A 12,357-nucleotide genomic window follows, 5' to 3' on the forward strand; every position below is an offset into this window, starting at 1 on the left:
CGGCAGGCCGAGGCCTTACACGAGCGAGACCGCGGCGAAAAGAGAATCCAATGGTGCGAAGGAGGCAGAGAGGTTCATGGACGCGAACCTGAAGGGCTTGAACGACGCGCTGTTCCGCCAGCTCGAGCGAATCGAGGGCGCGGGAACGTCCGACGAGCTCGAGACGGAGGTGAGCCGCGCCAACAGCGTGTGCAAGATCGCCGAGACCATCATCGGCAACGGCAAGCTGGTGCTCGAGGCCAGCAGGGCGAGTATGGCCACGGCGGAGTCCGTGCAGGTTCCCAAGATGCTCCTCGGAAGGGGCGACGGAGAGTGAGGACGAGGTACACGCCCGAGCGCGTCGGGTTCCTGAGAGAGCATTCCCCCGGCCATTCAGCGCAAGAGTTGGCCGACATGTTCAATTCGAGGTTCGGCACGACTGCGAGCCGCAAGGCCATCTACATGGCGTGCAGGGCCAACGGAATAGGAGGGCTTGTCAACAAAGGACGCTTTCACAAGGGCATGACCGCGCCGAACAAGGGTAAGACGTGGGACGATCTGTACACGCCCGAGCAGCAGGAGCACATCCGAGCGCACCTATACAAGCCGGGGAACATGTCGGCAAAGGGTATGCGCTACCCCGTCGGTTCCGAGCGCGAGGGCAAGGACGGTTACGTGTACGTGAAGGTGTGCGAGAGTTCGCGCGATGCGATGGCCACGGGTGCGAAGTCCTCGCAGTGCTGGCGCTTGAAGCATCACCTAGCGTGGGAGCGCGAGAACGGCAAGCCCGTCCCCGATGAATCCTTCATCGTGTTCGCGGACGGAGACAAGCGCAACTTCGCGCCGGAAAACCTCGTGTGCGTCAGCCGCGGCGACTACAACCTGCTGAACAACACGAAGATGCCCCGCTACTACGACGCGGAGTCCCTGAAGGCGTGCAGCGCGCTGGCGAAGCTTAAGAGGGCGGCGAAAGGGAGGGCGCGCGACCCGCGCGGGTGACACCTCCCCCATCATGCACCTCGCCGGCCGAGAGGGCCGGCCCCTCCTCGGGCGGCCCGCGGTCCCCCTGCCGCGGGCCGCCTCCCTGTGACGCGTCCCCCATCATTGGCGCCATGCCGAACCCCGAGAACATAGAGCCGCACAAGATCCGAACCGCGAGCGAAGCGCGGGAGAAGGGCCGCGCCGGCGGCCTGCGCTCGGGCGCGCGCCGCCGCGAGCTCGCCAGCCTGCGGAAGGCCGCCCGCGTGGTGCTGTCGATGGACGTGGTGAGCCCCGAGGCGCGGGAGAACCTGGCGACCCTCGGGCTGGATCCGGACGAGCGCACGAACGCCGCGCTCGTCACGGCGCGCATGGTGATGGCCGCCGCCGGCGGCGACGTCAAGGCGTACGAGGCCCTGTCGCGCAACATGGGCGCGCTGGACGATGCGGAGGCCGCCGAGGAGGCGGAGCGGGCCGCAGGGGCAGCCTCCGGGCGCGAGGGGGGCCTGCCCCTCATCGACACCGCGTCCCTCGTCCCCGGATGCTACGCCGACGCGTGGCGCGACATCATGGAGCACGGGCACTCGGAGTACATCGGCGAGAGCGGGCGCGGCTCGCTCAAGTCCACGGTGCTGCTGTCGCTCGCCCCCGTCGTCCTCATGCTCAAAGACCCGCGCCTGTGCGGCGTGGCGTTCCGGCGAGTCGGGAACACCCTGCGCGACTCGATCTTCGCGTCGCTCGTGAGCGCGATCCGCCGCCTGGGCGCGGAGTCCGAGTTCGAGTGGACGAGCTCCCCCATGCGCATCCTGCGCCCCTCCACCGGCCAGACGATCATGTTCCGCGGCCTGGATGACGAGGATAAGGCGAAGTCCCTCACGCTCGACAGCCCTGATCTCTACATCGGTTTCGCCTGCTGGGAGGAGTTCGATCAGATCAAGGGCGAGCGCTCCGTGCGCCGCGTCGAGCAGACCGTCAAGCGCGGCGCCGCCCCGCGCTTCTGGACGTTCCGCGCTTTCAACACCCCCGCCGACCCCGAGCATTGGGCGCACCTCTACGCGCAACGTATGGAGGAATCCGGCGACGCGCTTGTTCTGCGCAGCACGTATCTGGACGTGCCGCCCGAGTTCCTGGGCGAGGAGTTCTTCAAGGATGCCGAACGGCTCAAGTCCGTGAGTGAGGAGGCGTACCGCAACGAGTACCTCGGCGAGCCCGTGGGCCTCACCGGGCGCGTGTTTAATAACGTGGAAGCGGCGGAGGTGGCGCCGGAGGACGTGGCGGCCATGAAATGGGTGCGCCGAGGCATCGACTGGGGCTTCGCGAACGATCCGTTCGTGTGGCTCACGGTCGGCTACGACCGCAAGACCGCGACGCTGTACATAGCCGACGAGGTGTTCTCGACGGGCGTGCTCGACGCCGACAACGTGCGCGCCGTCAAGGAGCGCATGGCCGAGCACGACGAAAGCGGCGCGGTTCTGCGCCTGCCCGACGGCTCGCCTGCGTTCGAGCGCCGCAAGCCGGAGAACGAGTGCCGTGCGGACGCTGCCGCCCCCAAGGACATCGCCACGTGGCGGTCGCTGGGGATCGAGTGCGTGCCCGCCAGCAAGCGCGTGCCCGTGGCCGACGGCATCAGATGGCTCGCCAAGCGCCGCCGCATCGTGATCGACCGCAGGCGCTGCCCGCTCGCCTACCAGGAGTTCGCGCGGTACCGGGCACTGGAGGACGACGAGGGGCGCTTCCTGGGCTTTCCCGACAAGGACAACCATACCATCGACGCCGTGCGCTACGCGGCGTTCGACCTCATATCGGACCCCGACATAGCGTAAGGAGCAGATCATGGTCGTGGCGATAGCAGAACGAAGCGGAGCAATGACGGACTGGCTCGCGTCGCTGGGGTATCCGGCGGCGAGCCTCGCGACCCCGATGGACGCGAAGATCCGCGAGTGGTGGGGCTACGTCAACGCCGAGGCGGAGTTCTACGTGCGCGAGGAGCGCGACCAGAACGGCAAGGTGGTGAAGGTGCCCGTGCGCAGCTGCACGCCCGCGGGCATGGTGTGCGAGGACATGGCCGGCCTCATCTACAACGAGCGCGCGAGCGTGAGCGTGCCCGACGACCCCGGCGCCGACGCATGGCTGCAGCAGTGGCTCGCCCGCATCATGTGGGCGGACCGCGCCCCGCTCGCCGTGGAGCGCATGTGCGAGACGGGCACGGCGGCCTGGGCGCTGCACATCCGCGGCGTGGCCGAGTACGGGCGCAGCGACTCGCTGGATGTCGTTCCCGTGCGCTACGACGCGCGCCAGATAGTGCCGCTGTCGTGGGAAACCGACCGCTGCACCGACTGCGCCTTCGTCGCCGACGTGTGGCTGCGCGGCGAGCGGTGCACGCAGGTGGAGGTGCACCGCCCCCGGGACGACGGCGACTACGAGATCATGTGCGCGTTCTTCGGCGACGACGGGCGCCGCATCGAGCCGCCGGGCTACATCGGGGGAGGTTTCAGCATCAACACGGGGCAGACGACCCCCACGTTCGCGCTCATCCGCCTGGCCAAGGACAACCGCGTTTGGGAATACAGCCCGATGGGCGTGGCGCTGTTCGCCGACGCGATAGGCGCGCTCGAAACGGTGGACCTCGCCTTCGACATGGTGGGCAACGATCTCGTGCTGGGCCGCAAGATGCTCGCCCTGCCCGAGTCGATGATGCAGCGCGACGAGAGCGGCGTTCTGCGCCTGCCGATGCTGGAGGGCCAGCAGTTTTTTCTGAGCTTGCGCGACGGCAACGTGTTCGACGGCAAGCTGGGGGTCTTCGAGTACAACCCCGATCTGCGAGCCGACCAGGACCGCCAGATGCTCGCCACGGCGCTGCAGATGCTCGGCAAGCGCGTGGGCTTCGGAATGAAGTGCTACGCGCTCGACAGCCAGGGCGGCATCACCACCGCTAAGCAGGTGGCCGCCGACAACGCCGAGATGATGCGCACGGTGCGTCGCCACGAGCACTTGGTGCGCCCCGCCATCCAGCAGGTCATGGAGGCGGCGTGCGGCATCTACCGCAACCTGTCCACGCGCTGGGCGTCGCTGCCCGACGTGGCCGGCATGGTCAGCGTGGAGATGGGCGACTCCATCGTGCAGGACGACGACAGCCTGCGCGAGCGCGACCGGGCCGACGTGGCCGCCGGGCTGCTCGAGCCGTGGCGCTACATGGTGCGCTGGCAGGGCTACACCGAGGACGAGGCGAAAGCCGCCCAAGGCTCCGACGCGTCCCTGCCCGACGTGCCGCCGGAGGCCTAGCGCGTGGCGCTCACCGAGGCGGACATCCAGAAGCTGGCGGACTCCATCGTGCACGGCAGCGAGGAGCGCATGGTCGCCGAGCTGTTCTCGCGGCTGTGCGACTCCCTGGCCGACGGCGCGATGGGGCTGGCTGACGAGGCGGCGCTCGAACGGCTGGCCTCGGCCAACGCCGCCATGGCGAACGAGCTCATTGCCGAGTACGCCGGGACCGTGGACGACGAGGTGCGCGGGCTCGTGGAGTCCGTCCTGATCGAATCGTCGGAGGCCGACGAGGCATCCCTGGCCGCCGTATACGGGCAGGATGCGGCGGCCAGGGCGGCGCTCGCCTTCGCAGGCGGGTACTCCGCGCACTTCGCCGAGATAGCCGCCCAGACGGCCTTGGGCGTGGCCGAGGTGATACGCCGCCAGAACCTGGCGATGACGGAGCGTGCCGAGCGGCTGTGGTACGAGGCCGCGGGCGAGGCCGTCGCGGCGTTCAACCAGGGGCTGCTTCCGCGCGAGGAGTGCGTGGCGCGCGCCGTGTCGCGGCTCATGGCCGAGGGCATGGAGACGGTGGACTACGCGAGCGGCGTGCGCAACCAGCTTGACGTGGCGGTGCGCCGCCACGTGGTCACGCAGGCGAGCCAGGCGGGCGGCAGGATGACGCTCGACCGCCTGGAGGCGTACGGCCACGAGCTCGTGGTCACGTCCGCCCACTACGGGGCGCGCCCCAGCCACGCCGAGTGGCAGGGGAAGCCGTGCGCGATCCATGGGGCGGCAGAGGTGGACGGCGTGCGCTACCCCGGCCTGGCCGAGCTCACGGGCTACGGCACCGTGGGCGGCCTCAAGGGCGCGAACTGCCGCCACTCAATCAACCCCTACTATCCCGGCATCACGAAGCTCCCCGCGAGGGAGTGGCCCGAGCACGAGGCGAGGTTCGGCATGAGCTCCGAGCGGTACTACGAGGCCACGCAGCGCCAGCGCGAGCTGGAGCGCCGCGTCCGCAAGACCAAGCGCGAGGTGTCGGGCATGGAACGGGCGGGCATCGGGTTCGAATCGCCCACGTACGTGCAGAAGCGACTCGTGCTCGGCCGCCAGCAGGCCGCGCTGCGCTCGCACTGCGCCGACAAGGGATTCGTGCGCCAGTACGCGAGGGAGCGGGCCTACGGCGTGGGGGCGCAGCCCAGGGCGCTCAGAAGCGCGTCGACGAAGCTGTACGTGAGTCAGATGCACGGTCGCGCGAATACCAAGATCGATCGGTTTGTCCCCTGCCTGCTTGACACCAAAACCGGCGAGCTCGTGGACACCCAGGTCTACAAGCTCACGACAAGAAGCCAGCTAAAAGGGTACAACTCCAAAACAGGCTGGGACATCAACTGGGAGAAGGCGCCGAAAGGGGTCGACGTGTACGGTCTCACGATCAAGGGGCAAAGCGAGCTGCAGGGGCTCATCGCGCTCAGGGAAGACCGGGACGCCCAGGCGGTCTACTTACACTATGCGAAAACCGCGCCCAGAAACGACAAGCATGCGACGGGCAAGCAGGATTACGAAGGGGTCGGAGGGCACCTTTTCGCGCTCGCCGTCGAAATATCCGAAAAGGCCGGGTTTGGCGGCTACCTCTACGGGTTCGCCGAGGACGCCAAACTCGAGCGGCACTACATCGAGAAGTTAGGGGCAACGCACCTGGGGATTCTGCACCCCTACCATTTCGAAATCGACGAACGTGCGGCACGAAGGCTGCTCAAGGAGTATAATTACGAATGGAAATGAAGCCTAAGATGATCGACATACCGAGCGGCCCGCAGGGGGGCCTGGTCTACAACCCGGACCCCTATCGCGTCACGACGTGCCCCTACAGGCTGCGCGACGCGACGGAGTACGCCCGATCCGTCGGCAAGGAGCCGTCCGAGCTGACGAAAGACGAATGGGAGCGCTTCAGGGTCCCCGCCCGATAGCCGCGGGTCGACCGATCGGAAACCGCCCGCCCCTGTCCGTTGAAAACGTGCTACAATAAAGCCAATCGGTGCCCCGCCTACCCGGGCAGCATCGGTTACTTAACGAAGCCGGTTATCCTTGCAGGGGCGACCGGCTTTCTTCATTCTCCCAACACCGTCCGTCATTCATCTTTCCTCGTCAGGTTGACGATTCCGACGACCACCAACAGCAACTCGCATACCGCTATGACTGTCTGCGCGTCCATGAGCCTCTCCTTTCGGATGCCGCCCAGGGACATGACGGAGCACCGCGCCCATTGTAACGCATGGCGGCGCTCGGACGATCGGCGTTCCGCGCCCGACGGCGCCGGGTGACGCGCGCGGGAAGATGTCCCTCGCAAGCGAAGCGAGGAGGAGCCGTGTTCGAGAAGATCGCCACCCCCCCCCCCGGCGACCTGCAGGATAGCCTGCGGCGACGCCGTCAGGGTCCTTAGCAAGCTGCCCTCGGGCGGCATCGACATGCTGCTGACCGACCCGCCGTACTGCTCCGGCGGCCTGACCAGGACGGAGCGAAAGGCGCCGCCCTCGAGGAAGTACCAGCAGGACGGATACGCGAAGTTCGCCGACTTCCCGGGGGATGCCAGAGACGAGCGTAGCTTCCTCAGGTGGTGCGCGCTGTGGATGTCGGAGTGCTGGCGGATACTGCCGCCGGGCTCGTCCGCCGTCGTATTCAGCGACTGGCGCCAGCTCGCGAACACGTGCGACGCGCTACAGATCGCGGGGTTCGTGTTCAGAGGGATAGTCCCGTGGATCAAGACGGCGGCCCGCCCGCAGCCGAACAGCTTCAAGGCGGACTGCGAGTTCGCGGTCTGGGCCACCAAGGGCGAGATCGACCGCAAGCCGACGCCGGGGGCCAAGTACCTGCCAGGGCATTACGAGCACGCGGCGCCTCGCGAGCGGGAGCACATGAACCAGAAGCCCGTGGCCCTCATGCGCGACCTCATGGCCATAGCGCCGGAGGGCGGCGTTGTGCTCGACCCTTTCATGGGCAGCGGTTCCACGGGCGTCGCGTGCGCCGAGACGGGCCGCTCGTTCGTCGGCGTCGAGATGACCGAGCACTACTACAGCGTGGCGCGCGCCCGAATCGCCGAGACGTACGCCCGCGGGTGACGCGCGTCGCATCATGCCAACTATCGCAGGGGCCGAGCGCAGAGGCCCGACCGCACGCGCCGAGCGAAGAGGCGCCACGTCAAGCGGGCGGAGAAGCCCGGAACAAACCCGACGGGAGGACAGGCATGGAAAACGGCGAAGGTCAGAATCAGCAGCAGGAGCTGGCGAAGCCGCAACAGGGCGATGCCCAGCAGCGGGAGCCGAAGGGCGGCCCCGACCTCGGCCAAGCGAACAAGCGCCTCAACGAGGAGAACAAGGCCCTCAAGGCGAGCATCGAGCAGATGCAGGCGCAGATGGGCGAACTCACCAAGAAGTTCGAGGGCGCCAAGACCGCCGAAGACGTAGCGGCCGCGGTGGAGGCGGCCAAGAAGGAGGCCGAGGAGGCCAGCGCCAAGACGAAGGCCGACTACGACGCGCGCATGAAGTCGCTGACCGTGCAGAACGCGCTCATTCAGGCCGGATGCTCCGACACCGTGGCGCTCATGGCCCACATCGACATGGAGAAGGTCGAAGTTGCGAGCGACGGGCACATCAGCGGCATGGACCCGGCGAAGCTCAAGGAATCGTATCCGTACCTGTTCCAGTCCGCCAACACCCAGCAGACGGTCAGCACTGCGGCCGCTCCGGGCGGGGCAGGAAAGAAGATGACCAAAGAGGAGATCGTCGGGGTGAAGGACCCGGCGGAGCGCCGACGTCTCATCGCCGAGAACATGGACCTCTTCCAGTAGAAAGGAGCCAGGAATGGCAGCGGACCCCAACCAGATGAAGGCGGCCGATTTCGCCAAGGTCAGCGAAATCGATTTCGTCACCCAGTTCAACAAGGGCATCAAGGTGCTCCAGGAAATCCTGGGCATCACGCGCAAAGTCGAGAAAGTCCCCGGCCAGGTCATCAAGACCTACAAGGTCACGGGCACGCTGGAGAGCGGCGAGGTGGCCGAAGGCGAGACCATCCCCCTGTCCAAGTACAAGACCGAGGTGGCGGGGCTGTTCGAGCTCACGGTCAAGAAATGGCGCAAGCAGACCACGCTCGAGGCCATCAACGACAAGGGCTACGAGCAAGCTGTGACCGACACCGACGACAGGATGATCAACGACATCCAGGGCGGCATCCGCAAGGACTTCTTCGAGTCCATGGCGACCGGCACCGGCGAGGCGTCCGGCGAGGGCCTGCAGGGCGCCCTCGCCCAGACCTGGGGCCAGCTCAAGGTGTTGTTCGAGGATTACGACGTGGCCGATTCCGACTTCCTGTACATGGTCAACCCGCTCGACATCGCGGGCTACCTGGAGAAGAAGGACGTGACCGTGCAGACCGCGTTCGGCATGACGTACGTCGAGAGCTTCCTCAGCCTCTACAACGTGCTGGTGCACACCGGCGTCCCGCAGGGCACCGTGTACGGCACCGCGAAGGGCAACCTCATCCTGTACTACGCGAACCCTCGCAACGCCGACGTCGCCAAGGCGTTCGACTTCACGACCGACGCCACCGGCTACGTGGGCGTGCACCACGAGACGACCTACGACAACTTGACCACGGACACCGTGGCCATCTGCGGCATGGCGCTGTACGCCGAGCTCATCGACCGCATCGTGAAGGGCACAATCGAGGACCCTCGATAGCCGATCCCGGGGCAGAGGTGACCGCCGGCACGCCCGCCGGCGGCGCCACCGGGATCGGCTCGGTAACGTTCGAGCAGCTGGGCGAAGTGAGCGTGGAGCAGAACGGGCGAACCGTGCGCGTGACCGGCGCCCTGAACGACGTCGAATGGCCCGAGTTCAGCTCCGAGGAGAAGGACCGCACGGGATTCTACGTCCCGCTGACGCTCAAGGGAACGGGCTACGTGGGCAAGACCACTCCGAGCGGCGCATGGAAGGTGAGCGACCTGGCCGACTGCGCCGACGGCTGGATAGTTGCCGTCTCGAACGCTCAGAAGAGCTTCACGTTCCGCACGTTCGCCGACAGGGCGAAGGCCGAGGCGAAGCAGGGCGGCATGGTCTTCACGGTGGATCTGTCGGACGTTTCCTATGAGTAGCGCAGACCCGACACACAAGTGGTACCGAGAAGAGTACATGGGCGGGGCCGACGGCATGGGCGATGACGCCTTCGCGGCGGCCCTGCCCGAGGCCCGCGCCCGCGTGCGCCGCCGCCTGGCCCTGTTCGACTGCGACGCGCTCGACGAGCCCGAGCTGACGGCGTACCGCCGCGCCGTGTGCGCGGCGTGCGAGGCCGCCGATTCCCCCGCCGTCACCAGCTACAGCGCGGGCAAGGCCAGCGAGACGTACGCGGACGCCGCCACCATGGGCGCGGACGCCGCTATAGAGCGCGAGCTGGCGGGCAGCAAGCTCGCCTGTTCGTGGGCGTGAGGAGGCCGGGATGAACCCGAGGATGACGCCGAGCACGCTCACCGCGTGGCGCAGGAAGCAAGAAGGGCGCGCCGTCGCATGGATCCCCATGGGCTCCATGCGCTGCCGCTGGGACGAGTCGCGCGAGACGCGCGCGGGAACGTCCGGCGACACCGCGTCGTGGAGCGCCGAGCTGGTGCTCCCATGCGTGACGGACGAGCCGCCGCTGTTGAGGGGCGACCGCGTTGCCCCGGGGGTGCGGGACGATGCCGAGCCTCCCGCCGACGCGCTGGAAGTCGTCAACTGCTATCCGGTGCACCTGAGCGGGGTGCACCCGCACCACTGGGAGGCGGTTGCGCGATGACCGTGTCCTTGAGAATCGGCAGAATAGACGTGGCCGCCGCCGAGGCCAAGAAGGGGCCCATCGCGACGGCGGCCACGTCCGCGTACGTCATGGCCGCACGCCGCGATAGCGAGCAGTACGTGCCCTACTTGACAGGCGACTTGAGGCGCAGCGCTGAGACCGAGAGCCAGCCCGAGAGGGCGCTGCTCGTATACGGCAGCGCGGCCGTGCCGTACGCAAGGCCGCAGTACTACGGATGCCCGCGCAAGACATGGCCGGGCACGACGACGGAATGGTTCGACGCCGCCAAAGCCGCGCATGGTCCCGAATGGATCAAAGAGGCGCAGGCCGCAGCTAGGGAGGCAGCAGGAAGATGAGCGAGGATCGGACCGTGTACGATCCCGAGGCGGCGGAGATGGTGCTGGACGCCGCCAATGCGATAGCGCAGGCCATGGAGCCGCCGTGCCGCGCGATGTTCGAGGAGCTGACCGCCGAGCCCGGCGAGATGCCCAGGCTCATGCTCAAGCCCACGGCGTCGGACGCGGTGGAGCGCCGCTACATCAGCGGCGAGGCCATCCGCAACTTCCCGTTCAGCGCCACCCTGCGCACGGCATGCGACTCCGAGCAGGACAGCCTGGACGCGCACGCGTGGCTCACGGCCTTCTGCGCCGCCTTCGAGACCGCCGATCTGTCCATGGACGGCTACGCGGTGTTCCGCACGCCCGGCGGTCGGCAGCGCACCGTCCCCACCTGTCTGGGACGCACCGAAAGGTTCGAAGACTGGCAGGTGACGTTCGAGTTGAAATACAAGCAGATCATCCGATGAGAGGAGCGCCGCATGGCGGAGACCGAGGAGCCCATCTGGGGCGACGAGCTTGAAGACTACATCGACACCGGCACCGAGGGCTCAGAGAGGTGGACAAAGGTCACAAACCTGCTCGGCTGGGAGTTCAGCGACGACGACGTGACATACGAGCCCGACTACATCGACGTGAAGGTGTCCCCTACATACGTGGTGGCCAAGAAGGCCTCCATCGAGTACGAGAAGGACGCTTACAAGAACAACGCCCTCGATCAGTGGCTCATGCAGCACGAGGACGAGACGAACATACCAACGAGGGTGTGCCGCGTGCGAACCTGGGAGGATGCGGCGGACGGCGCCGGCAAGGCCGCGAAGATGGCGGTCTTTCTGCTCACGCCGCAGCAGCTGGACAAGAACAGCGCAGGGGAGCCTGTAAAGCTTAAGGGCACTCTCTCGATGAAGGATCAGGCGTGGACAAAGGGGTCATTCAACGCTGGGACGTTCGCCGCCGAAGACGCGAAGATCGAGCAGTGAAGGAGAAAAGAGAGCCATGGGTTTCGAGTGGAGCGATCCGGCGGTACGGATCGAGATATTCGGCGCGTCATACGAAGTCGAGATAGGCGATCCCTACACCATTGGCCGGCTGCAGGAGGCGAGCGCCAAGCTGCAGAAGTTCGACGTCGAGAAGGCCGGGAAGGAGGCCGCGGTCGCCATGTCGAGCGAGCTGCGCGGCGTCGTGCGCGCAGTGATCGGCGATGAGGCCGCCGAAAAGGTGTTCGAGGGCCGCAAGCCCAACCTCGCAATGGAGGCAAGCATGATCGCCTACATCTTCGAGCAGATCGCCGGCGCGAGCGCTCGCGCCGGCGCCGCGATGTCCGACTCCGTATCGCGCATCGCCGCGCTGAGCAAGCCCATCGGCGACGAGGAATAGCCCGTGAGGCCCAACGTGCTCCTGTACGGCACTCCGTCAACCGTGGAGGTCAGCGGGGCGCCCCTGCGCATAAAGACCGACTGGCGCGTGTGGGTGCGCGTGCAGATGCTCATGGACGATCCGGAGGTTCCCGACCGGATGGCGAGCAGCCTGCTCCTCGACGCGGTTTACCCCCGGCGAACGACGCCCGGCGAGGACGTGCCGCCGTACGAGGCCGCGACGAGGAGCCCGGGCGACGCCGTGGACGCGGCGATCTGGTTCGCGCGCATGGGGGTCCCCGAGCGTCCGCAGACCGCCGAGGAGCGGCGCGTGTCCAGGCAGCGCACATGGGACTGGGGATGGGACTCCGCGCCCGTGGTGGCCGATTTCCAGAGGTTCTACGGCATAGATCTGACTGATCCCGGACTGCGCATGCACTGGTGGCGTTTCTGGAGCTTGTTCTGCGGCCTTGGCGAGGACAGCGAGAGCGTGCGCGTCATGGCGGTTCGCGCCGCGGACGGCGGCAAGCTGAAGGGCGAGGAGAAGCGCCGGCTCGCCGAGGCCAAGCAGCGGACCATGCTGCCCGCGCGAACCGAGGAGGAGCGAAGGAGGAACACGGCCATAAGATTCGGAGTGTAGC

17 protein-coding genes are annotated in these 12,357 nt (G+C 67.2%); all 17 read left to right on the forward strand.

The annotated features are described in order from the left end of the window. Positions 1-76: 76 nt before the first annotated feature. The 17 genes from B5F40_RS16140 (at position 77) to B5F40_RS01755 (ending at position 12,356) form a co-directional block, all read left to right on the forward strand. Complete coding sequence (locus B5F40_RS16140) at positions 77-316, forward strand: hypothetical protein (RefSeq protein ID WP_162610856.1); 240 nt, start codon at positions 77-79, stop codon at positions 314-316. After that, positions 313-978 (forward strand): HNH endonuclease signature motif containing protein, encoded by a 666-nt coding sequence (locus B5F40_RS16145; protein WP_162610857.1) that lies wholly within the window; start codon positions 313-315, stop codon positions 976-978. The genes B5F40_RS16140 and B5F40_RS16145 overlap by 4 nt, the downstream gene beginning before the upstream one ends. A gap of 113 nt (positions 979-1,091) precedes the next feature. After that, positions 1,092-2,780, forward strand: coding sequence for a PBSX family phage terminase large subunit (locus B5F40_RS01690; protein WP_087192650.1), 1,689 nt, complete (start codon positions 1,092-1,094; stop codon positions 2,778-2,780). A gap of 10 nt (positions 2,781-2,790) precedes the next feature. Next, positions 2,791-4,239 (forward strand): hypothetical protein, encoded by a 1,449-nt coding sequence (locus tag B5F40_RS01695; protein WP_140396378.1) that lies wholly within the window; start codon positions 2,791-2,793, stop codon positions 4,237-4,239. Positions 4,240-4,242: 3 nt separating this feature from the next. Next, positions 4,243-5,988 carry a phage minor capsid protein gene (locus tag B5F40_RS01700; protein ID WP_087192652.1) on the forward strand — a complete coding sequence of 582 codons (1,746 nt, stop codon included), beginning with the start codon at positions 4,243-4,245 and terminating at the stop codon, positions 5,986-5,988. Next, positions 5,979-6,173 carry a hypothetical protein gene (locus tag B5F40_RS01705; RefSeq protein WP_087192653.1) on the forward strand — a complete coding sequence of 65 codons (195 nt, stop codon included), beginning with the start codon at positions 5,979-5,981 and terminating at the stop codon, positions 6,171-6,173. The genes B5F40_RS01700 and B5F40_RS01705 overlap by 10 nt, the downstream gene beginning before the upstream one ends. Before the next feature lie 498 nt (positions 6,174-6,671). After that, positions 6,672-7,322: a DNA-methyltransferase gene (locus tag B5F40_RS01710; RefSeq protein WP_087192654.1), complete on the forward strand. Its 651-nt coding sequence runs from the start codon at positions 6,672-6,674 to the stop codon at positions 7,320-7,322. A 125-nt stretch (positions 7,323-7,447) separates the two neighbouring features. Further along, positions 7,448-8,050 (forward strand): phage scaffolding protein, encoded by a 603-nt coding sequence (locus tag B5F40_RS01715; protein WP_087192655.1) that lies wholly within the window; start codon positions 7,448-7,450, stop codon positions 8,048-8,050. Positions 8,051-8,063: 13 nt separating this feature from the next. Then, on the forward strand, positions 8,064-8,939 hold the full coding sequence (locus tag B5F40_RS01720) for a hypothetical protein (RefSeq protein ID WP_087192656.1): 876 nt from the start codon (positions 8,064-8,066) through the stop codon (positions 8,937-8,939). Between the two features lie 17 nt (positions 8,940-8,956). Next, positions 8,957-9,352: a hypothetical protein gene (locus tag B5F40_RS01725; protein WP_087192657.1), complete on the forward strand. Its 396-nt coding sequence runs from the start codon at positions 8,957-8,959 to the stop codon at positions 9,350-9,352. Next, positions 9,345-9,683, forward strand: coding sequence for a hypothetical protein (locus tag B5F40_RS01730; protein WP_140396379.1), 339 nt, complete (start codon positions 9,345-9,347; stop codon positions 9,681-9,683). Before B5F40_RS01725 ends, B5F40_RS01730 begins: the two co-directional genes overlap by 8 nt. Positions 9,684-9,693: 10 nt before the next feature. Next, a complete protein-coding gene (locus B5F40_RS16150) occupies positions 9,694-10,026 on the forward strand; it encodes a hypothetical protein (protein WP_162610858.1) in 333 nt (110 codons plus the stop codon). Next, positions 10,023-10,382 carry a minor capsid protein gene (locus B5F40_RS16155; RefSeq protein WP_162610859.1) on the forward strand — a complete coding sequence of 120 codons (360 nt, stop codon included), beginning with the start codon at positions 10,023-10,025 and terminating at the stop codon, positions 10,380-10,382. The genes B5F40_RS16150 and B5F40_RS16155 overlap by 4 nt, the downstream gene beginning before the upstream one ends. Continuing rightward, positions 10,379-10,831 (forward strand): hypothetical protein, encoded by a 453-nt coding sequence (locus tag B5F40_RS01740; protein ID WP_087192660.1) that lies wholly within the window; start codon positions 10,379-10,381, stop codon positions 10,829-10,831. Before B5F40_RS16155 ends, B5F40_RS01740 begins: the two co-directional genes overlap by 4 nt. Before the next feature lie 12 nt (positions 10,832-10,843). Continuing rightward, a complete protein-coding gene (locus B5F40_RS01745) occupies positions 10,844-11,341 on the forward strand; it encodes a hypothetical protein (RefSeq protein ID WP_087192661.1) in 498 nt (165 codons plus the stop codon). Positions 11,342-11,357: 16 nt separating this feature from the next. Further along, positions 11,358-11,738, forward strand: coding sequence for a hypothetical protein (locus tag B5F40_RS01750; protein ID WP_087192662.1), 381 nt, complete (start codon positions 11,358-11,360; stop codon positions 11,736-11,738). 3 nt (positions 11,739-11,741) lie between these two features. Continuing rightward, complete coding sequence (locus B5F40_RS01755) at positions 11,742-12,356, forward strand: Gp15 family bacteriophage protein (RefSeq protein ID WP_087192663.1); 615 nt, start codon at positions 11,742-11,744, stop codon at positions 12,354-12,356. Position 12,357: the final 1 nt, after the last annotated feature.

This window comes from Gordonibacter sp. An230 (genome assembly GCF_002159915.1).
In the GTDB taxonomy this organism is placed as follows: Bacteria; Actinomycetota; Coriobacteriia; order Coriobacteriales; family Eggerthellaceae; genus Rubneribacter.

What these genes read in the sequence shown, in the direction of transcription:
- B5F40_RS01730 (WP_140396379.1), top strand. Translation starts at nt 9,345, where the DNA reads ATGAGTAGCGCAGACCCGACACACAAGTGGTACCGAGAAGAGTACATG.
- B5F40_RS01740 (WP_087192660.1), top strand. Translation starts at nt 10,379, where the DNA reads ATGAGCGAGGATCGGACCGTGTACGATCCCGAGGCGGCGGAGATGGTG.
- B5F40_RS16155 (WP_162610859.1), top strand. Translation starts at nt 10,023, where the DNA reads ATGACCGTGTCCTTGAGAATCGGCAGAATAGACGTGGCCGCCGCCGAG.
- B5F40_RS01715 (WP_087192655.1), top strand. Translation starts at nt 7,448, where the DNA reads ATGGAAAACGGCGAAGGTCAGAATCAGCAGCAGGAGCTGGCGAAGCCG.
- B5F40_RS01720 (WP_087192656.1), top strand. Translation starts at nt 8,064, where the DNA reads ATGGCAGCGGACCCCAACCAGATGAAGGCGGCCGATTTCGCCAAGGTC.
- B5F40_RS01750 (WP_087192662.1), top strand. Translation starts at nt 11,358, where the DNA reads ATGGGTTTCGAGTGGAGCGATCCGGCGGTACGGATCGAGATATTCGGC.
- B5F40_RS16140 (WP_162610856.1), top strand. Translation starts at nt 77, where the DNA reads ATGGACGCGAACCTGAAGGGCTTGAACGACGCGCTGTTCCGCCAGCTC.
- B5F40_RS16150 (WP_162610858.1), top strand. Translation starts at nt 9,694, where the DNA reads ATGAACCCGAGGATGACGCCGAGCACGCTCACCGCGTGGCGCAGGAAG.
- B5F40_RS01695 (WP_140396378.1), top strand. Translation starts at nt 2,791, where the DNA reads ATGGTCGTGGCGATAGCAGAACGAAGCGGAGCAATGACGGACTGGCTC.
- B5F40_RS01705 (WP_087192653.1), top strand. Translation starts at nt 5,979, where the DNA reads ATGGAAATGAAGCCTAAGATGATCGACATACCGAGCGGCCCGCAGGGG.
- B5F40_RS01745 (WP_087192661.1), top strand. Translation starts at nt 10,844, where the DNA reads ATGGCGGAGACCGAGGAGCCCATCTGGGGCGACGAGCTTGAAGACTAC.
- B5F40_RS01690 (WP_087192650.1), top strand. Translation starts at nt 1,092, where the DNA reads ATGCCGAACCCCGAGAACATAGAGCCGCACAAGATCCGAACCGCGAGC.
- B5F40_RS01710 (WP_087192654.1), top strand. Translation starts at nt 6,672, where the DNA reads ATGCTGCTGACCGACCCGCCGTACTGCTCCGGCGGCCTGACCAGGACG.